Raw genomic sequence first — 20,107 nt, 5'->3', positions numbered from 1 at the left:
GCATGCTGACAAAACGAATCATTCCGTGTTTAGACGTAAAAGAAGGCCGTGTCGTCAAGGGGGTTCAGTTTGTGAACCTCCGCGACGCGGGTGACCCGGTTGAGCTCGCATCGTTTTACGATGAGCAGGGGGCCGATGAGCTTGTTTTCCTCGATATTTCCGCTTCTCACGAAGGAAGGGAAACGATGGTGGACGTCGTCGAAGAAGTGGCCGGAAAGCTTGCGATTCCGTTTACCGTCGGCGGCGGCATCAATTCTCTGGAAGACATGAAGCGGATCCTGCGGGCCGGGGCTGATAAAGTGTCGCTTAACACGGCGGCCTTAATGCGGCCGGAGCTGATCAGAGAAGGCGCAGACTTTTTCGGAAGCCAGTGTATCGTGCTGGCGGTGGATGCCAAATGGGATGACGAATTAGACTCATGGCGAGTGTACACGCACGGTGGTCGAAAGCCGACGGAGCGGGACGTCATCTCCTGGGTAACCGAGGCCGTCCGTCTCGGTGCAGGGGAAATTCTGTTGACGAGCATGGACGAGGATGGAGAAAAGAGCGGCTTTGCAGAAGAACTAACGAAAGCAGTCAGCGAAGCAGTTTCGGTGCCGGTAATTGCATCCGGAGGAGCCGGCAGTGCCGCTCACTTTGAATCTGTATTTGTAAATGGAAAAGCGGATGCAGCGCTTGCGGCTTCCATTTTTCATTACCGCGAAACATCTGTGGCAGAAGTAAAAGCGTATCTTAAAGAAAAGGGGATTCCAATCCGATGACAGCAATCGAAGAACTAACGTTTGACGATCAGGGGCTGATCCCTGCGATCGTTCAGGATCAGGCAACGAAAGAAGTTCTCACGCTTGCCTATATGAATAAAGAATCATTGGAGAAAACGCTGGAAACACGTGAAACGTGGTTTTACAGCCGTTCCCGCCAGGAGCTTTGGCACAAGGGAGCGACATCCGGCAATACGCAGCGAGTGACAGATGTCCGTTTTGACTGCGATCAGGACGCTCTCGTTGTACTGGTGGAACCGGCTGGACCAGCCTGTCACACCGGTGCGGTGAGCTGCTTCAGCAAAAGCATGCTGCAGAAAGCGCCGGCAGCCAATCGCTTTGCCGTCATTGAAGAGCTCGAGCGGCTCCTGGCAGAACGGGAGCAGACGATGCCGGAAGGCTCTTATACGACGTACTTGTTTGAAGAGGGAATCGATAAGATTCTCAAGAAGGTCGGCGAAGAGGCGTCTGAGATTATTATTGCGGCGAAAAACGGCGATAAGCAGGAGCTCGTTTGGGAAAGTGCAGACTTTCTTTACCACTGGCTTGTTCTTCTGCAGGAGCAGAAGCTTTCCGTCGACGATGTACTCAAGCGTCTTGAAGAACGGCACAGCGGCAAAAAAGGTGTCTAGTTGACAGAGCACTGAAAAAGGGGGAAAGCCTCCTTTTTCAGTGTTTTTTATAATCGGAGAGCAGGAAACCGGCTGTGAATGAAAACTCCGCTTATGCGAGCGTCTGCCGCTTTCCGGAGTTCTAAAGTCTTGTTTCAGCAGCTGAAGGTTTATCTCGATCTTGCGGCGTCAGGTATCGTTGCCCGCCCTTACGTGACCTGCGCTGGACGTTACGTAATTATCACAGGCCGGCGAGTCATTCAGGACCCTTCGCTGGTTCCGTAGACTGCAGCTTGCGAAATTCGGGCTGATGCAGCGCCTTTAACGCTGTAAGATCGAGTCAAACAGCAGCATTCATGCTATAATCAGGAGCGTGATTATTTTAAAGAAGGACGGATTACATATATGCAGTCATCATTTCGTGATACCATCAGACGGCTGGTCGAGCACCGCCTGTTTCAGCCTGTCATTATAGGGGTCATTCTGTTGAATGGTCTTGTCATTGTAGCGGAATCCTATCGGCCGGGAGATTCAATTCTGCTGCTGCTCGATACGATTATCGTCTGGATCTTTGTCGTCGAGCTTGTGCTCAAGATAATCGGTCTCGGGGTTCGCGGTTATTTTTCTGAACGGTGGAACATTTTCGATTTTACGATCGTCGCCCTCAGCCTTATCTTTTATAACACACCGCTCGTCAGCGTGCTTCGTCTGATCCGCGTGCTGCGCTTGATCCGCATGATCCCGGCTATACCGGCTCTGCGGAAAATCATTGATTCGCTCATGCGCTCGCTGCCGGCATTGACGGGTATTCTTGGTCTGACGGCCCTGATCTTTTCGATTTATGCGATTATCGGAACGACGTTTTTCCGTGGAGTGCTGCCGTATGAATTTTTCGGAAGCTTTCATACGTCTTTGTTTACTCTGCTTCAGGTGGTAACGTTTGAATCGTGGGCGAGTCAGGTAGCGCGGCCGGTTATTGCCGAAATTCCATGGGCCTGGTTCTACTTCGTCTCCTTCATCGTCATCGGGGCCCTCGTGATTCTGAACCTTGTCGTTGCTGTCATTCTCGATTATCTCGGGCACGAAGACGAGGAAGCGCAGAAGGAAAACATGGAGCGCCTGTACAGAGAAAACGAGGCGCTGCGCCAGGACATTCAGGAAATCAAGGATATTTTGCTGCGCGATAAGGACCGATAACACGAAAAAAGACCGTTACGAGGATGCCTCATACCGGTCTTCAGAATGTGGATAAAGTCATTTCAGGTGAGTAACGTTGCATCTGCCTGTATCTGCGGACACTCGCTTTCCGGAGGGAACGGGCTCGGCTCTTCCTTCTTCCGTCGGAAGCGCTGGATCTTCGCCTCGTTCTTCTGATCCTCCTGGAGTCGAGGTCCTTCGATGTCGGCAGCTGGCAGTCTGTTTCACGTACCCGATTAGGACTGCACGATCGGCTTCCATACAGGATAGAACCTTCCCGATGGGACGTTTCGATGTTGAATCGGGGTGACCGTACTTCATCATATTCATGATAAATGTAAAAAAAGCAGTCGCGTCTGCCTGTTCTGACGTTGGTCCCCAACAAGCAGAACCGGACTGGCTTTTGAAGGCTTCTGGTGAGAAGCCTGTGTCCGAGTGAAGCCGCGCCATCCTCCCTGCAGAAAGGAGATCCCCCTAAGAAATAGCTGAAGGCCAGCCCACGGCAGGCTAGGTAAGCAGAGGGGAAATACTACAAAACGAATAAACATGTAAGTCGAAAGGCTTTTTCAACAGCCTGAAGACCGGTACGAAAATGCCTTGTACCGGTCTTTTGGTAGTTACTGTGCTTTTTTAGCCTTTGCTTTTTGGTCTTCTTTGATCAGATCAGCTGTCAGCTGGCCGGATAGGGTAACCATCGGCACTCCGCCGCCAGGATGAGTGGATCCGCCGCTGAAGTAGAGATTATCATACAGCTGGCTGCGTGCCGGAATTTTAAAGCCGCCGTTCGTATCCTTGTTGGCGGCGATCCCGTAAATGGATCCGCCGTTGGCACCGTAAAGCTCTTCCAGCGTATCCGGATTGAATTCATATTCAAATTCAATAGAACTGCGCAGTCCGGTCAGCCCCATTCGCTCCAGCTTGTCGAGGACGACTTCCCTGTAGCGGTCCCAGTCTCCTTTTTTCTTCATCGCGGTCTTTGGCGGGACGTGGGTGAGAACGAAGAGGTTTTCCTTCCCTTCCGGAGCCTGCGAAGGATCGGTTTTAGAAGAAACCCCAATATAAATCGTTGGATCATCAGCCGGCACCCCTTTTTCAAAAATTTGTTTGAATTCCTTCTCCGGATCTTCTGAGAAGAAGAAATTGTGATGCTCAAGCTGCGGGAACTCGCGGTCGGTGCCCAGCAGCAGGACAAGTCCGGAAACGGTCGGTTCATATGTTTTCGAGAGTGATTTCACTTCCTTTTTCGTGCGCCCGTTTTTCGGAAGAAGCGTCTCATAGGCCGGAATGACTTCCAGATTGGAGACGACGATATCAGCCGGAACGTAGTCGCCGTCTTCCGTAACAACGCCGGTAGCCGCATCATTCTCCAGGTGGATATGGGAAACGGGTGTATCGGTGCGGACGTCGACGCGCAGTTCGTCCAGCACGTTTTTCATGCCGCGTGCGATGTTGTACATGCCGCCCTTTACGTAATGAATGCCGAGTCCAAGCTGAACGTAAACGAGCTGGTTCAAAATGGCGGGCGACTGGTACGGATTAGAGCCGACGTACATAACGAAAAAGTTGAACAGCTGCTCCAAGTATTTGTTGTCGAAATGCTTTTTCGTGCTGTCAGCAACGGTATTAAATGGATCCATGGAAAGCAGCTCCTTCAGCGTATGCTGCTGCTTTAAATCTTTTAACCCCGTGATGCTCGTTTTGTAAAAGCTTTTCATACAAAGATCGTACATGTCCTGGGAATAGCTGAGGAACTTCATAAAGGAGTGTCCCGGATCGGGCTTCACTTTCTTCATTTCATTCAGCATATCCGGTATATCGGACAGCACGTTCAGTGTCGTACCGTCCTCGAAAAATGTTTTCCACTGCGGCTCGATACGGACAATGTCCATGTAATCATCGACATTGCGGTGGACGCTGTTAAACAGCTGCTCGAGCACCCAGGGCATCGTCAGAATGGAAGGTCCCGTATCAAACGTAAACCCCTTTCCGCTGCGCTGGTTCAGCTTGCCGCCGATCCGCTCGTTTTTTTCGAGGACTGTTACGTCATAGCCGTCTCCGGCCAGTCTCATTGCTGCTGAAAGGCCGCCGAGTCCGGCCCCGATCACCACTGCTTTTTGTTTCACTGTCATCTTTCCCGCACCTCCATATTTACTAGTGTAGTCTGTCGATCGTGGATGTCTGCAAAAGCCGCCGTGCAGGGGACGTACCCAGCTGCTGCAGCCTAAGTTTAATAAATAAACGGTAAAATTCGATAGCGGCCTTCCAGCCACTCCTGATACGTGCTGCCAAACGAGCGTGTAAGCGCCGCTTCCTCATCGCGAATCCGCTTAAGCAAAAGCGGCAGAAACACAAACAGCACGATAGCAAGTCCGGGCAGGCTCGTCATGAACAGGGCAAAACCGGCTAACAGCAGAAGCAGGCCGGTATAGAGCGGGTGGCGGAGCAGCCGGAACGGCCCGTGACTGACGAGCTGATCGCCCTCCCGGACTTGTACACCGCGTGTGAACTGCCTGCCGAGCGCAAGAATGCCCCAGTAGCGGAGCGCGATCCCGGAAGCATAGAGAATGAGTCCAGCTGTCAGTAAACCTGCACCGCCGAACGTAAGAAGACCGGCCTCGCGGCTCACGATGGATAAAATGACAGCAGAAACAGCAGCTGTCATGATCCACGGAAACGATCCGCGTTCTGACCGGTCAGTATTTCTGCGGCTTTTAAATAAGAGAAATTCGAGCACCCAGATAATCGAAAGGGCAGTGAAAATAATGTCATAAAGCGGCATGCGTCCCAGCTCCGTTCTGCCTGATATATGTAGGAAGCCAGTTTGCGGCTCTTTCCTCCCATACCCGTTATACAACGTGTCTAACCCATCTGCACCAATATTCAGAAAAAAATCCCAACCGCGAGAAAGAGTGGAAAATCACATTGTCCGCGTGTGCCGTGCATGTTATACTTCTTAAAGAAAAATGACCGATTTTCTGAACGGAGGACGTGTCTCCATGACGCAGACGAGAAACGCGCAAGTCATCCCTTTCATGAGGGATGGTAGTTTTTTTTATAAAAAGGGTATTGAAGCGTACCAGAATAAACAGACAGCTAAATCCATTCATCTGATCAAGCGTGCTGTGGACATGGACCCGGAAGAGCCCGTATTTCTTTGCCAGCTCGCCATTCTGCTAGCGGAGGAAGGCGACTACTCGTCCTCCAACCGATGGCTGCGGCAGATTATTGAAGACGTTGATCCGTCGATGAGCGAAAGCTACTTTTTCCTTGCGAACAATCTGGCACACAGCGGGGAGTTTGAAGAAGCGAAGGCCTATTTGGAAATGTACATGGAACTGGACTGCACGGGAGATTTCCGGGAGGATGCCGATGCCCTGCACTATTTGCTGAAAGTAGAGCTGGGCCAGGAACATACGGACCGGCACCGTACGGATCCATTTACCGCACACGCTGTTATGCTGCTGCACGAGGGGCAGTTCGCAGAAGCAGAGGAAGAGGCGCTCCGCTTCACAGCCGAACAGAGCCGCTGCTGGTTCATGTACGGTGTGCTGGCGGAAGCACAGATTCGGCAGGGGAAATTTGAAGAAGCGGCCGATATCCTGAACAACTTAATGGAAAAAGAAGGTGCGGATACGAGTGCGCGATGCCTGCTGGAGCTTGGGACGCTTATGCAGGGAAGCCGGACGAAAGAAGAGCTGGAAGCAGATCTTGCCGGTCTTTATCCGATGGATCGCTGGGAGCGCTACGTGCTCGCAAAAGTGCTGTTTGCGGCAGGGTGCTTCAAGCGGGCGTATCACCTGCTCCGCGAATCCGTGCCGGTCGAACGGGCGGTTTACCTGCATCAGCTTGCTGCAGCCGCAAAATATGCGGGCTATGAGAGCCGGGCGTCAAGACTTTGGGAGCAGGCGGCTTCGATGCAGCCCGAAAAACGGGAGCGGTTTATGAAGCTTCGTTCTGTAGAGGCAGATGCCTGGATGGAGGATTGGACGTATTAAAAACCTTGTCATGATCACGTTTTGTATGCCTGTGGGGGTATATGAGCAGATAAGTGGACACGCATCTGCAAATTCTTTAGGATGAAGACAGTTCATCAGAAATCCAGGGGAATTAATTACGTATAGGAGAGTGAAACAATGAGTGAAGAAACCATTTATGATGTAGTGATTATCGGTGCAGGACCTGCCGGTATGACGGCTGCCGTCTATACGTCCCGTGCAAACTTGTCCACTGTCATGCTTGAGCGCGGCATGCCTGGAGGTCAAATGGCCAATACAGAAGAAGTCGAAAACTATCCGGGCTACGATCATATTCTCGGACCGGATCTTTCAAACAAAATGTTTGAGCATGCAACAAAGTTTGGTGCGGAATACAAGTATGGGGATGTCCAGGAAATTAAAGATGGACGCGAGTACAAAACAATTGTTCTCGGAAACGGTGAAATTAAAACACGTTCCATTATCATTTCTACTGGTGCCGAATATAAAAAAATCGGTGTGCCGGGTGAAGAAGAACTCGGCGGACGCGGTGTTTCCTATTGTGCCGTATGTGACGGAGCTTTCTTCAAAGAGAAAGAGCTCTTTGTTATCGGCGGAGGAGATTCAGCGGTTGAAGAAGCCGTCTATCTGACGCGTTTTGCGAGCAAGGTTACGGTGGTGCACCGCCGCGACGAGCTGCGGGCACAGAAAATACTGCAGGACCGTGCCTTTAATAACGAAAAGATCGACTTTATCTGGAGCCACGTGTTAAAAGAAATTCACGAGGAAAACGGAAAAGTCGGCAGTGTGACGCTGATTAATAAGAAAGACGGGTCCGAAAAAGAGTATAAAACGGACGGCGTGTTCGTCTATATCGGCATGCTGCCCCTGAACAAACCGTTTATTGATCTCGGCATTACGAATAAAGAAGGGTACGTTGTCACAGACGGCGACATGCAGACTGACATTCCGGGCATTTTTGCAGCAGGCGACATCCGTGATAAGATGCTCCGCCAGATCGTCACCGCAACAGGGGACGGCAGTATTGCAGCACAGTCTGCCCAGCATTATATTGAAAACCTGATGGAAGAGCTGCAAACGGAAAAAGAGTCTGTCTAAATCGTAATGACTCTTTAATTGAGCTGTAACCAATGTGCAACAATGATTCGTTATACTAGGGATTGTAATTGACCCCCTTTTATATTGTTTTTCGGCACGGACGACCGCAGTCCGTGCCCTTTTTTTGTTTTCGAGGCCGGACCGGCTCAGCTGATTGCTTTTTAATCCGTTCGAATTTTGTAGTATACTGGAAACAGCTTAGGAAGTTTCGGAGGTGGAGACGTTGCAGCGGATTACGAATTGTATGATTGAGTATGAAGGACGGCTTCTCATGATCAAAAAGCCGAAGCGCGGCTGGTGGTATGTGCCGGGCGGTAAAATGGAGCATGAAGAACTGGCGCCGGAAGCGGCTGCCCGGGAAGTATACGAAGAAACCGGACTTACGATCAGACGTCCGGAGCTGCGCGGTATTTTAACGCACCTTGTGACCGATGGCGAAAGCTACGTGGAAAAACGCACGATGTTTCTGTTCTACGCAAAAGGATTCAGTGGCACGCTGCGCAGCCGGTCGCCTGAAGGAGAGCTTGATTGGATCCCGGTATCGGGATTGAGCGATATTCCGATGGACGAAGCGGACCGGAAGGCCGTCAACGCAGTTATGAACGAACCGGGGCTCTTGTATGGCACGCTGATTTACAATCATCACCGGGAGCTGCAGGAAGCAGTGTTTGAATTGAATGGGAGACGACTTTAGAGGCAGAAGGGAATGGAAGACGTGGCTAAACATAATGAACTCGAACTTGTCATCATCACCGGCATGTCCGGTGCAGGGAAAACCGTCGCTGTACAGAGCTTTGAGGACATGGGGTATTTTTGTGTCGACAACCTTCCCCCTGCGCTGATACCAAAATTCATTGATCTTGTCGACAGTTCAGCGGGAAAAATGCAGAAGGCGGCGCTTGTGATTGACCTGCGCGCCCGTGAGTTTTTTGATCAGCTGTTTGAAACGATGAACCGGATAGGCGCAGAATCCAAGGTGACGCCGAAAATTCTTTACCTGGATGCGGATGATGAAACACTCGTTAAGCGCTACAAAGAAACCCGCCGTTCACACCCGCTGTCTGAACAGTCGTCTCCGCTGACCGGAATTCATGCGGAACGAGAGCTTCTGGATGAATTAAAAGGTGCTGCACAGGTGATTCTCGATACGACCGGTCTGAAGCCGCTGCAGCTGCGGGAACGAATTTTGCAGCAATTTTCATCGGAGGAGAAAGATACGTTTCAGGTAAACGTGCTTTCTTTCGGATTCAAGCACGGGCTGCCGATTGATGCAGATCTCGTGTTCGATGTACGTTTTCTGCCGAATCCGCACTACATTGACCACATGCGGCCGCTGACCGGTCTCGATCAAGAAGTGTCCGACTACGTACTCAAGTGGGATGAAACGAAAAAATTCGTAGAAAAGCTGGACGATTTGCTTCAATATATGCTCCCCCACTATAAGCGGGAAGGAAAGAGCCAGCTGGTGATTGCGATCGGCTGTACCGGAGGCAAGCACCGTTCCGTTACGCTGGCGGAGTATTTTCAGAAGAGGCTCACAGAGCTCGACTACCAGGCGTATGTGTCGCACCGCGACGTGGAAAAAGGACGGCGCGAGAAATGAAACGGGCGAACGTCTGCGTGATCGGGGGAGGCACCGGTTTGTCTGTGCTTCTTCGCGGTCTAAAGACATTTCCAGTTGATATTTCAGCGATTGTAACGGTAGCGGATGACGGCGGCAGCTCAGGCAGACTGCGGGAAGAACTTGATATCCCGCCTCCTGGAGATGTGCGGAACGTGCTCGTAGCACTGTCAGAGGTAGAGCCGCTTGTAGAAGAATTGTTTCAGCATCGCTTCACCAACGGCGCTGGGCTCACCGGCCATTCGCTCGGGAACCTGCTGCTGGCGGGGATGAGCAGCATTACAGGAGACTTTGCCCAGGGTGTTCAGGAAATCAGCCGGGTTCTGAATGTGAAAGGGAAAGTGATTCCTGCTTCCAATGAGCATTTAACGCTCGTAGCTGAATTCACAGATGGAACCGTCTGCCGGGGAGAGTCAAATATTCCCACCGTCGGCAAGCCGATCAAGCGGGTGTACCTGGAGCCGGAGTGGCCGCGCCCGATGGCAGAGGCTGTTTATGCCATTGAGCAGGCGGATTTGATCGTTCTCGGACCCGGAAGTCTGTATACGAGCATTATTCCGAACCTGCTCGTGCCGGGCATGAAGGAAGCATTGATCCGGTCGGACGTGCCGAAGGTGTATATCTGCAACGTGATGACGCAGCCAGGTGAAACAGACGGGTATTCGGTTGCCGATCATGTCGAAGCGATACATGCTCATGTTGGCACAAACGTAGTAGATGCGGTATTATTAAATACACAGGAAATTCCCGAGACGTTTGCGGAAAAGTATAAAGAAGAAGGCGCATCGCACGTCGCTGTTGATGAAAACAGACTGAAGGACATGGATGTTACTATCATTTCCGACAGGCTGCTCACCATCTCGGGCAGCCTGCTGCGCCACGATGCAATGAAGGTCTCCCAGCGGCTTTTATCCCTGCTGTAGAGACTTCCCGAGGGGAGGGATGAAGCATGTCATTTGCATCTCAGACGAAAAAAGAATTAACCCAGCTTGAGGCCGACGCGTGCTGTTCGAAGGCTGAGCTTGCGGCGCTGGTTCGCATGAACGGAGCGGTATCGCTTCGCAACATGCAGATGTCACTTGATATTCAAACAGAAAATGCAGCAATTGCAAGACGAATTTACACGCTGCTCAAGAAGATTTTCGAGGTTCACGTGGAGCTTCTCGTCCGCAGAAAGATGCGGCTTAAGAAAAACAACGTGTACGTCGTCCGTATTTCAAAAGATGCACGGCGGCTTCTCGAATCGCTGAAAATTGTCGATGAAACGTTCAGCTTTACGCGATCGATCGACGAGGATCTGATCCGTGAAACGTGCTGCAAGCGGTCCTACCTGCGCGGCGCATTTCTAGCCGGAGGATCGGTCAATCATCCGGACACCGCTTCCTATCATTTGGAGATATTCTCCTTCTACGAGGAGCATACCCGTTCGCTGATGGAGCTGATGCAGGAGTTTTATCTTCCCGCTAAAATGATCGAACGCAAGAAGGGCTTCGTGCTTTATTTGAAAGAAGGAGAGAAAATCAGTGACTTCTTAAACGTGATCGGTGCCCATCAGGCGCTGCTGCGATTTGAGGACACGCGGATCATGAAGGACATGCGAAATTCGGTGAACAGGCTAGTGAACTGTGAAACAGCGAACTTGAACAAAACCGTAGGAGCCGCCATGCGTCAAGTCGAAAACATCCGTTTTATCCGCGATGAGATCGGCCTGGAGGCGCTCCCGGATAAGCTGAGAGAAGTGGCCGAGCTTCGGATTGAGCATCAGGATATTTCCTTAAAGGAACTTGGCGAAATGCTGAAGGGTGGATCGGTCAGCAAGTCCGGAATCAATCACCGGCTTCGCAAGATCGAAGAATTTGCCAACAAGCTTCGTGCGGGGGAAAAAGTATAATCCCCCGCTTCTTTCTTACTCAGCGATGTAAGCGTTTGTCATGATCCCGATATGAATCAAAGGAGGAATCAGTCAATGATCGAAAAAAATGTAACAGTAAAACGAAAGACAGGTCTTCAAGCCAGGCCCGCTGCCCTGTTCGTGCAGGAAGCAAATAAATTTCACGCAGATATTTTTATTGAAAAAGACGGAAAAAACGTGAACGCAAAAAGCATCATGGGAATTATGAGTATTGCCGTAGGAGCAAACAAGGGTATTACAATTAAAGCCGACGGTCCAGATGAAGAAGAAGCCCTCAGCGCCCTCAGCTCCTTTGTTGAAAAAGAAGAGTAGTCAAAAGCCGTCCAGCAGGGCGGTTTTTTTGTTGCTGCGAGAACAAAACGTGTTCCATTGGACGGGTTATCGTGAAAAAGCACCCTAAGCGAATAAAGGCGGAGCTCCTGACGAGCAGAGTAAGGTGATGTCGGCGTTCAGACAGAACGTCACGCTTTCGCGGAGATGGTTTTCCATAAAAAAAAGCTGCCCCCCTGTTAAGGAAGCAGCATGATCATTAAACCTTTTGAGATTTGTCCATTACTTCATCAATGAGGCCGTATTCTTTAGCTTCAACAGCGCTCATGAAGTTATCGCGGTCTGTGTCACGGCTGATCGTGCTGATATCCTGACCGGTACGCTCCGCCAGAATTTCGTTCAGCTTTTCACGCATGCGCACGATACGCTTCGCGTGAATCTCAATGTCCGATGCCTGTCCCTGCGTTCCGCCGAGCGGCTGGTGGATCATGACTTCACTGTTTGGCAGCGCATAGCGCTTGCCTTTCGCGCCTGCAGCAAGCAGGAATGCTCCCATTGATGCAGCCATCCCAATGCAGATTGTCTGAACGTTTGGCTTGATGAACTGCATGGTGTCGTAAATTGCCATTCCGGCCGTGATAGATCCGCCCGGGCTGTTAATGTAAAGCGAAATGTCCTTATCCGGATCGTCTGCCGTCAGGAACAGCAGCTGACTTACGATAGAGTTCGCCACGTTATCATCGATCCCGGAACCGAGCATAATAATACGGTCCTTTAGAAGGCGGGAGTAAATATCATATGCGCGTTCCCCGCGGTTCGTTTGTTCAATAACTGTAGGTACTAGATTCATTACAATTCCTCCTTTAAAAATAATGATACTACGGGACGCTTGTTCTTCCGTATGTACCCATCTTACCGCTAAGGTCAATTAAGGTCAAACAATTCGCGTCATCATCCATTTTAGTATATCACTACTTTCCATTACCGTTCATCGGAAAACTCAAACACGATGGATTATGATAAAATAGACTGCAGAGTAAAGCGAAGGAGGAATGCCCGGTGAACATGGATTTTAGTATGATCCAGCAGCAGTCCATGAAGCTTGTCATGACGAATGAACTGCGACAAGCGATCACGATGCTGCAGTATTCGGTGCAGGACCTTCATGATTATTTACAGGAACAGCAGCTGGAAAATCCGTTGATCGAACTTGATGTCAGCAAAGCGGAAAAAGATTTTCACCGGCCTGTCAGCAGTGACGATGCCGGAATCTCCGCGCTGGACTTTGTTGCGGCTGGAGAAGAGGGGCTGCAGGACCACCTGCTCAGTCAGCTGCGGGAGCAGCAGCTGGATGCAAAGGAATACGCAGTTGCATCGTATCTGGCACTTAATGTCGACGAAAATGGCTACCTCGCCGGCAATGCTGCGCAGTTTGCAGAGGAGCTGAATGAGCCGGAAGAGCTTATTGCGGCTTGCCTTCGTTTGCTTCAATCGCTTGAGCCGGCCGGTGTCGGCGCAGGCTCGCTGCGCGAATGTCTGCTGCTTCAGCTCGAGCGGATGCCTGTACGTGACAGACTCGCAGAGGCGGTAGTCGACAGGCATCTGGACCGGCTGGCTTCAAGGCAGTTTAAGCAAATTGCCAAAGATGAAAACGTGACGGCTGCCGACGTGCAGTCAGCAGCCGATTTTATCGTAACGCTGAATCCAAAGCCAGGGGCAGCTTTTTATCAGGAGCCTGCTGAATATATAACCCCCGATGCAACGGTCACATTAAAGGACGGGGAGTGGCTTGTGCAGCTGAACAACGATGCGCTGCCGGTTATGCGGATCAACCGCAGCTACGAGCAGCTTTACCGGCAGGACGAGCAGGAGGTCCAGTCTTATTTGAAACAGAAGCAGGAGCAGTTTCTCTGGATTCAGCGCAGCATTGCCCAGCGTCAGGACACGATCCTGCGCGTTACAAAAGCAGTTGTCGAGCACCAGCGTGCGTTTTTGGAACACGGGCCGGAACACTTGAAGCCGCTGACGTTGAAGACTGTTGCAGAAAAGCTGGATATACATGAATCCACGGTCTCTCGTGCAGCAACGAAAAAATACGTACAGACACCGCGGGGGTTATATGAGCTAAAATTTTTCTTTAAATCCGGTGTCGTAACGGAAAGCGGGGCAGATCAGTCTGCAGACAGGGCGAAGATCTATCTGAAGAAAATGATTGACGGCGAAAATAAGCGAAAACCGTTGTCGGATCAAAAACTGTCACAGCTGCTCGCTGACGAGCACGGCATTGAGCTGAAGCGGCGGACTGTCGCTAAGTACCGTGAGGAAATGCACGTCCCGTCATCTTCAAAGCGGAAGCGGTATGAATCATAAAACAGAATCGGAGGGACGGTCATGAAGCTGTACTTTTATACAAAAGAAAATTGTCCGCTCTGTGATGAGGCAGAGGAAAAGCTCGAAATGGCGGCAGAGGAGACGGATATCAGCTGGGAAAAACGTAATATTTATCAGCGGGATGAATGGCTGGAAGTTTACCAGCTGCGCATACCGGTTATAGAAACGATAGACGGTAGGGTGCTTCAGGAGGGGATGGTCAGCTACGGCGAACTGCTGGCTGCAATGAAAACTTCCTAGTTGCGCACGGAAAAGGATACTGCTACAATAAAGGCGTAAGCGGGAGTATTCTTACGCCTTTCAAAAAGGTGATTTTTTTACACCTTGGTGGGACACAATTTGTCTACTAGGGACTACATATGTCCCGCATGTCTGGGTAAAAGGAGAATCCGCATGAATATGCTGCTTGATCTGCAGAAAAAACTGCTTCCTGATCTCGTGGAAGTCATGGGGCTCCGCTACAGGGTGCTCCGTTATATCCGGCTCATGCAGCCAATCGGCAGACGAACATTAGCTGCAAGCCTCGAGATGTCCGAGCGGGTGCTGCGTGCCGAGGTAACATTTTTAAAAGATCAGGGCCTTGTTGAATTTCATGCCACCGGAATGCTGCTGACAGATGAAGGTCAGACGCTGCTCGGTCAGCTGGAAGCTGTCATGAAAGAAGTATTCGACACGAGAACGATGGAAGAAGAGCTTCAAAAGCGTCTTAACGTGGAGGAAGTACATGTCGTTCCCGGCGACAGTGATGAATTCAGCTGGGTAAAAAAAGAGCTTGGCCGCTCTGCAGTCAGCGTAATGAAGCGGAAGCTGCTTCCAGATAACAACGTGATTGCGGTAACCGGCGGTACATCGATTGCAGCTGTTGCCGAAATGCTGGTGCCGGATGCAGACTTAAAAGAAGCACTGTTCGTTCCAGCTCGGGGCGGACTCGGTGAGCAAGTGGAGAATCAGGCGAACACGATCTGCTCCACGATGGCCCGCAAGGCAATGGGGTCGTACCGGCTGCTTCACGTACCGGACCAGCTGAGCCAGGAAGCATACGATTCCCTCATCAGCGAACCAAATGTACAGTCCGTGCTGAAGCTGATCCATGCAGCAACGATGGTCGTACACGGCATCGGAGACGCAAAGACGATGGCTGAGCGGCGGGATACACCGCCGGACGTATTGAAAAAGCTGGAGGACGGCAAAGCAGTAGCAGAAGCATTCGGTTATTATTTTGACGCAGACGGCGGAATCGTTCATAAAGTCACGACGATCGGCCTGCAGCTGGAAGAGCTGACGACGATCCCTGCAATCATTGCAGTGGCCGGCGGTTCATCCAAGGCAGACGCCATCGAAGCCTGTATGAAGCGGGCGCCTGGACAGGTGCTCGTCACCGATGAAGGAGCAGCAAGGCGGATATTAAACCGCGGCTGATCACCGGAGGAGATGACTACGGGATTTCAAGGGGAAGCCTTGAACTATATTTTACCTACTTTAAGGAGGAATTTTATCATGGCAACGAAGATTGGTATTAACGGGTTTGGACGTATCGGGCGAGTTGTATTCCGTCAGGCGCTTGAGAGCCCTGAAGTGGAAGTAGTAGCTGTAAACGACCTGACAGACGCTGACATGCTGGCACACCTGCTGCAGTACGATTCCGTACATGGCAAGCTGGATGTCGACGTTTCTGCAAAAGGCGACAACCTCGTCGTTGACGGCAAGGAAATTATCGTTACCTCTGAAAAGGATCCAGCTCAGCTGAAGTGGGGCGAGCTTGGTGTAGAAGTAGTAGTAGAATCTACTGGTATCTTCACATCACGAGACGCTGCTGCTAAGCACATTGAAGCTGGCGCTAAGAAAGTTGTTATCTCTGCACCTGCTTCAGGTGAAGATGCAACATTCGTTGTAGGTGTAAACGAAGATAAGTATGATCCGGAAAAGCATCACGTTATCTCCAACGCGTCCTGCACAACGAACTGCCTGGCGCCATTCGCAAAAGTACTGAATGACAAGTTCGGTCTGAAGCGCGGCATGATGACGACGGTTCACTCGTACACGAATGACCAGAACATTCTGGACCTGCCGCACAAAGACTATCGTCGTGCACGTGCAGCAGCAGAAAGCATCATCCCGACATCTACTGGAGCTGCAAAAGCAGTCGCACTCGTTCTGCCTGAACTGAAAGGCAAGCTGAACGGCGGCGCGATGCGTGTACCAACACCTAACGTTTCTCTCGTTGACCTCGTAGCAGAGCTCGACAAGAACGTAACAGCTGATGATGTTAACAACGCATTTAAAGAGGCTGCTGAAGGCGAACTGAAGGGCATCCTCGGCTACAGCGAAGAGCCGCTCGTATCCAAGGACTACAACGGCAACACGTATGCATCTACGGTTGACGGACTGTCCACAATGGTTATGGAAGACAACATGGTTAAAGTAATTTCCTGGTACGATAACGAAACAGGCTACTCTCAGCAGGTTATCAACCTCGTTGAGTACATCGTATCTAAAGGACTTTAATCTGCTTATGCAGTAAACACCATCCTGAAACACCCTTTAGGAGGCGGGCCCGTGTCCTGCCTCCTTTTTACATGGTGCCGGATCGTGAATCTCTGTCAGAAAGAGTTGCGCAAAGGCAACGTGTTTAAAAAAGGAGCTCATAAGAAAAGCTGCTGAAAAGCAGGACTTTTCTCGGAGGCAGCGAAATGTAAGCTGACGTGCTTTTTTGACGCTGCCTGTCACATAAGACTGAAGGAGGTTATATGCGATGAACAAGCAATCTGTGCGTGACATCGATGTAAAAGGAAAGCGTGTGTTTTGCCGAGTGGACTTTAACGTTCCAATGAAGGACGGGGAAGTGACGGACGATACGCGAATCCGGGCGGCTCTGCCGACGATTAAAATGCTGGCCGATCAAGGCGCAAAAGTGATTCTGGCAAGCCACCTCGGACGTCCTAAGGGAGAAGCGGTAGAAGAGCTGCGCCTGGACCCAGTCGCAAAACGTTTGAGCGACCTTCTGGAGCGGGAAGTAGTCAAAACGGATGCCGTATACGGCGATGAGCCGAAGCAGGCAGTGGAGCACATTGACGAAGGCGGTATCGTGCTGCTTGAGAACGTTCGTTTTGAAGCTGGAGAAGAAAAGAATGACGGCGGTCTGGCGAAGCAGTTTGCAGAGCTTGCAGACATTTACGTCAACGACGCTTTCGGAGCTGCACACCGTGCGCACGCTTCTACCGCAGGTATTGCCGAGCATCTGCCTGCTGTTGCAGGACTTCTCATGGAAAAGGAGCTCGACGTTCTCGGAAAAGCCCTCGAATCACCGGAACGGCCGTTTACTGCCATTATCGGCGGCGCAAAGGTGAAGGACAAAATCGGTGTCATTGACAATCTGCTTGACAAAGTGGATAACCTCATCATCGGCGGCGGACTTGCGTATACGTTTGTGAAGGCGCAGGGCAAAGAAATCGGTAAATCTCTGCTTGAAGAAGACAAAATTGATCTAGCGAAGCAGTTCATGCAAAAGGCAGAAGAGAAGGGTGTCAACTTCTACATGCCGCAGGATGTGACAGTAGCGGATGACTTTGGTGAAGATGCGAATAAAAAAGTCGTTTCCATCGACGATATTCCGGCAGACTGGGAAGCACTCGATATCGGACCGGAAACGATTAAAACGTATGCAGATGTCATCAAGAATTCAAAGCTTGTCATCTGGAATGGTCCTATGGGTGTGTTTGAACTGGATTCATTCGCCAAAGGAACGATCGGTGTTGCAGAAGCGCTCGCAGATGCGGCTGATACGTATACCGTGATTGGCGGCGGCGACTCCGCGGCAGCTGTTGAGAAATTTGGCTATGCAGATAAGATGGATCATATGTCCACAGGCGGCGGAGCTTCTCTTGAATTTATTGAAGGAAAAGAACTGCCTGGCGTTGCTGCACTGAACGACAAATAAGCTTAATTCAGGAGGAATGTCTCAATGCGTAAACCGATCATTGCAGGAAACTGGAAAATGAACAAAACGAAATCAGAAGCTGTTTCATTCGTACAGGAAGTAAAGAACAGCATTCCGTCAGCGTCTAAAGTTGATGCGGTCGTCTGCTCTCCGGACCTGTTTCTGGATGCACTCGTACAGGAAGCACAAGGCACTGACCTGAAAATTGCCGCGCAGAACATGCACTTTGAAGACAACGGTGCGTATACCGGAGAAACAAGCCCGGCAGCACTTAAGGATCTGGGCGTAGAGTACGTGGTCATTGGGCATTCGGAGCGCCGCGACATGTTCGGCGAAACGGATGAGTCTGTCAACAAAAAGGTAAAAGCTGCTCTCAGCCACGGTCTGACACCGATCATCTGTGTCGGAGAAACGCTTGAGGAACGCGAAGCCAACAAGACGAACGATGTCGTGACGACCCAGGTAAAAGGTGCCCTTGAAGGTCTTTCCGAAGCGGACGTGCAAAAAACAGTCATCGCCTACGAACCGGTATGGGCGATCGGAACAGGCAAAACGGCTTCATCTGAGGATGCCAATGAAACGTGCGGCGTGATCCGCGAAGTTCTGTCTAATACGTTTTCTGCTAATACAGCAGACGCTGTACAGATTCAGTACGGCGGCAGCGTGAAGCCTGCCAACATCGAAGATCTCCTCGGTCAGCAGGATATCGACGGTGCGTTAGTCGGCGGAGCAAGCCTGGAAGCAGATTCTTTCTTAAAACTTGTGGAGGCTGGAAATGAGTAAAGCACCAAAAGCATTGATCATTCTGGACGGCTTTGCCCTCCGGGACGAAACGAAAGGGAATGCGGTCGCCCAGGCAAATACGCCGAACTTTGACCGCTACTGGAATACGTATCCGCACGCCACTTTGCAGGCAAGCGGCCTGGCTGTCGGTCTTCCCGAAGGTCAGATGGGAAACTCAGAGGTTGGACATTTGAACATCGGTGCAGGCCGTGTCGTGTACCAAAGCCTGACGCGCGTCAACCTGTCGATTGAAGACGGCTCCTTTTTCGATAACGATGAGTTCCAGGAAGCAATGGATCACGTCAAGAAAAACGGAACGGCCCTGCATTTGTACGGCCTCGTTTCTGACGGCGGGATTCACAGCCACATCAAGCATCTGTTTGCCCTGCTTGAAATGGCTCATCGTGAAAAGGTCGAAAAAGTGTACGTACACGCATTTTTGGACGGTCGTGATGTCGGACCGACGACAGCTCTGCAGTACCTAGAAGAGCTGGAGGATAAAATGAAAGAGCTCGGTACCGGACAGCTTGCGACGATTCAGGGCCGCTACTATGCAATGGACCGCGATAAGCGCTGGGACCGTGTGGAAAAAAGCTACCGGGCCATGGTGTATGGGGAAGGTGAGAAGTTCGCAAGCACGAAGGAAGCGATTGACGCTTCCTACGAAAAAGAAGTGCACGATGAATTCTTCCTTCCGTCCGTTATTACAGAAGACGGCGAAACGCCGGTCGGCACAATTCAGGATAATGACGCGATCATTTTCTTCAATTTCCGTCCGGACCGTGCGATTCAGCTGTCAGAAGTGTTTACGAAAAACGACTTCGATGACTTTGATCTCGGCGAACGTTTTCCGAAAAACCTTCATTATGTCTGTCTGACACAGTTCAGTGAATCGATTCAGGGCAAGGTTGCATTTAAGCCGACGAGCATGAAGAACGTGCTCGGAGAAACGGTATCTGACGCGGGCTTAAAGCAGCTTCGCATTGCGGAAACAGAAAAGTATCCGCACGTGACGTTCTTTTTCAGCGGCGGCCGCGAAAAGGAATATCCCGGTGAAGAGAGAATTCTGATCGATTCGCCAAAAGTGGCGACGTACGATCTGCAGCCTGAGATGAGCGCGTATGAAGTAACCGACGCGCTGCTGGAAGAAATCCGCAACGATAAGCACGATATGATCATTCTCAATTTTGCCAATCCGGATATGGTCGGCCATTCCGGCAAGCTTGAACCGACCATCAAGGCAGTGGAAGCCGTTGATGAGTGTCTCGGCAAAATTGTTGATCTGATCGAAGAAAAAGGCGGTAAAACGATCATCACCGCCGATCACGGCAACGCGGACGTTCTGGAAATGGAAGACGGATCTCCAATGACCGCTCACACGACGAACCCGGTGCCGGTGATCGTGACGGATAAAAACGTGACGCTTCGCGAAGACGGCATTCTTGGCGATTTGGCACCGACGATGGTCGAACTGCTTGAAATTGACCAGCCTGAAGAGATGACAGGCAAGAGCCTCATTAAAAAGTAAGCT

20 protein-coding genes are annotated in these 20,107 nt (G+C 50.9%); 17 read left to right on the top strand and 3 right to left on the bottom strand.

Going from position 1 to position 20,107, the window contains the following annotated elements:
• Window positions 1-2: 2 nt before the first annotated feature.
• The 3 genes from hisF (at window position 3) to ACSZLD_RS08215 (ending at window position 2,569) form a co-directional block, all read left to right on the top strand.
• Complete coding sequence (gene hisF / locus ACSZLD_RS08225) at window positions 3-761, top strand: imidazole glycerol phosphate synthase subunit HisF (RefSeq protein ID WP_377909638.1); 759 nt, start codon at window positions 3-5, stop codon at window positions 759-761.
• Window positions 758-1,393: a bifunctional phosphoribosyl-AMP cyclohydrolase/phosphoribosyl-ATP diphosphatase HisIE gene (gene hisIE, locus ACSZLD_RS08220; RefSeq protein WP_444684867.1), complete on the top strand. Its 636-nt coding sequence runs from the start codon at window positions 758-760 to the stop codon at window positions 1,391-1,393. The genes hisF and hisIE overlap by 4 nt, the downstream gene beginning before the upstream one ends.
• Window positions 1,394-1,777: 384 nt before the next feature.
• A complete protein-coding gene (locus ACSZLD_RS08215; RefSeq protein WP_444684866.1) occupies window positions 1,778-2,569 on the top strand; it encodes an ion transporter in 792 nt (263 codons plus the stop codon).
• A gap of 617 nt (window positions 2,570-3,186) precedes the next feature.
• Here the strand turns inward: ACSZLD_RS08215 and ACSZLD_RS08210 are convergent.
• Together ACSZLD_RS08210 and ACSZLD_RS08205 are read right to left on the bottom strand one after the other, a co-directional pair.
• The gene (locus ACSZLD_RS08210; RefSeq protein ID WP_444684865.1) at window positions 3,187-4,698 is read right to left on the bottom strand and encodes a phytoene desaturase family protein; all 1,512 of its coding nucleotides are present in this window, start codon (window positions 4,696-4,698) and stop codon (window positions 3,187-3,189) included.
• Between the two features lie 98 nt (window positions 4,699-4,796).
• Window positions 4,797-5,348, bottom strand: a complete 552-nt coding sequence (locus ACSZLD_RS08205) for an isoprenylcysteine carboxylmethyltransferase family protein (RefSeq protein WP_444684864.1) — start codon at window positions 5,346-5,348, stop codon at window positions 4,797-4,799.
• Window positions 5,349-5,565: 217 nt separating this feature from the next.
• On the opposite strand from ACSZLD_RS08205, the gene ACSZLD_RS08200 reads away from it, so the two are divergent.
• The 7 genes from ACSZLD_RS08200 to ACSZLD_RS08170 all read left to right on the top strand — a co-directional run bounded on the left by ACSZLD_RS08200 (window position 5,566) and on the right by ACSZLD_RS08170 (window position 11,507).
• Window positions 5,566-6,564, top strand: a complete 999-nt coding sequence (locus ACSZLD_RS08200) for a tetratricopeptide repeat protein (protein ID WP_377909643.1) — start codon at window positions 5,566-5,568, stop codon at window positions 6,562-6,564.
• 138 nt (window positions 6,565-6,702) lie between these two features.
• Window positions 6,703-7,662 (top strand): thioredoxin-disulfide reductase, encoded by a 960-nt coding sequence (gene trxB / locus ACSZLD_RS08195; protein WP_377909644.1) that lies wholly within the window; start codon window positions 6,703-6,705, stop codon window positions 7,660-7,662.
• Window positions 7,663-7,876: 214 nt separating this feature from the next.
• Window positions 7,877-8,356 carry an NUDIX domain-containing protein gene (locus ACSZLD_RS08190; protein ID WP_444684863.1) on the top strand — a complete coding sequence of 160 codons (480 nt, stop codon included), beginning with the start codon at window positions 7,877-7,879 and terminating at the stop codon, window positions 8,354-8,356.
• Window positions 8,357-8,368: 12 nt separating this feature from the next.
• Window positions 8,369-9,265: an RNase adapter RapZ gene (rapZ, locus tag ACSZLD_RS08185; protein WP_377909646.1), complete on the top strand. Its 897-nt coding sequence runs from the start codon at window positions 8,369-8,371 to the stop codon at window positions 9,263-9,265.
• Window positions 9,262-10,206, top strand: a complete 945-nt coding sequence (gene mgfK / locus ACSZLD_RS08180; RefSeq protein WP_377909647.1) for a gluconeogenesis morphogenetic factor MgfK — start codon at window positions 9,262-9,264, stop codon at window positions 10,204-10,206. The genes rapZ and mgfK overlap by 4 nt, the downstream gene beginning before the upstream one ends.
• Window positions 10,207-10,232: 26 nt before the next feature.
• On the top strand, window positions 10,233-11,174 hold the full coding sequence (whiA, locus tag ACSZLD_RS08175; RefSeq protein WP_377909648.1) for a DNA-binding protein WhiA: 942 nt from the start codon (window positions 10,233-10,235) through the stop codon (window positions 11,172-11,174).
• Window positions 11,175-11,249: 75 nt separating this feature from the next.
• Window positions 11,250-11,507, top strand: a complete 258-nt coding sequence (locus tag ACSZLD_RS08170) for an HPr family phosphocarrier protein (protein ID WP_444684862.1) — start codon at window positions 11,250-11,252, stop codon at window positions 11,505-11,507.
• 217 nt (window positions 11,508-11,724) lie between these two features.
• Here ACSZLD_RS08170 and clpP read toward each other — a convergent pair whose 3' ends face one another.
• On the bottom strand, window positions 11,725-12,315 hold the full coding sequence (gene clpP, locus ACSZLD_RS08165) for an ATP-dependent Clp endopeptidase proteolytic subunit ClpP (protein ID WP_377909649.1): 591 nt from the start codon (window positions 12,313-12,315) through the stop codon (window positions 11,725-11,727).
• 215 nt (window positions 12,316-12,530) lie between these two features.
• On the opposite strand from clpP, the gene rpoN reads away from it, so the two are divergent.
• The 7 genes from rpoN to gpmI all read left to right on the top strand — a co-directional run bounded on the left by rpoN (window position 12,531) and on the right by gpmI (window position 20,104).
• Window positions 12,531-13,835: an RNA polymerase factor sigma-54 gene (gene rpoN, locus ACSZLD_RS08160; RefSeq protein WP_444685011.1), complete on the top strand. Its 1,305-nt coding sequence runs from the start codon at window positions 12,531-12,533 to the stop codon at window positions 13,833-13,835.
• Window positions 13,836-13,856: 21 nt separating this feature from the next.
• Entirely contained in the window at window positions 13,857-14,096 is a 240-nt protein-coding gene (locus ACSZLD_RS08155; protein ID WP_444684861.1) for a glutaredoxin family protein, read from the top strand.
• Between the two features lie 153 nt (window positions 14,097-14,249).
• Window positions 14,250-15,275 (top strand): sugar-binding transcriptional regulator, encoded by a 1,026-nt coding sequence (locus ACSZLD_RS08150; RefSeq protein ID WP_377909651.1) that lies wholly within the window; start codon window positions 14,250-14,252, stop codon window positions 15,273-15,275.
• 78 nt (window positions 15,276-15,353) lie between these two features.
• Window positions 15,354-16,361, top strand: a complete 1,008-nt coding sequence (gap, locus tag ACSZLD_RS08145) for a type I glyceraldehyde-3-phosphate dehydrogenase (RefSeq protein ID WP_444684860.1) — start codon at window positions 15,354-15,356, stop codon at window positions 16,359-16,361.
• A gap of 247 nt (window positions 16,362-16,608) precedes the next feature.
• Window positions 16,609-17,793 carry a phosphoglycerate kinase gene (locus tag ACSZLD_RS08140; protein WP_444684859.1) on the top strand — a complete coding sequence of 395 codons (1,185 nt, stop codon included), beginning with the start codon at window positions 16,609-16,611 and terminating at the stop codon, window positions 17,791-17,793.
• 24 nt (window positions 17,794-17,817) lie between these two features.
• On the top strand, window positions 17,818-18,576 hold the full coding sequence (gene tpiA / locus ACSZLD_RS08135) for a triose-phosphate isomerase (RefSeq protein WP_444684858.1): 759 nt from the start codon (window positions 17,818-17,820) through the stop codon (window positions 18,574-18,576).
• A complete protein-coding gene (gene gpmI, locus ACSZLD_RS08130; RefSeq protein WP_444684857.1) occupies window positions 18,569-20,104 on the top strand; it encodes a 2,3-bisphosphoglycerate-independent phosphoglycerate mutase in 1,536 nt (511 codons plus the stop codon). The genes tpiA and gpmI overlap by 8 nt, the downstream gene beginning before the upstream one ends.
• The last annotated feature ends 3 nt before the right edge of the window (window positions 20,105-20,107 follow it).

The organism is Alkalicoccus luteus (assembly GCF_052061695.1).
GTDB classification, from domain to species: Bacteria; Bacillota; Bacilli; order Bacillales; family Salisediminibacteriaceae; genus Alkalicoccus; species Alkalicoccus luteus.
The sequence above is the reverse complement of the archived record's forward strand: the minus strand, read 5'-3'. Positions and strand labels throughout refer to the sequence as shown.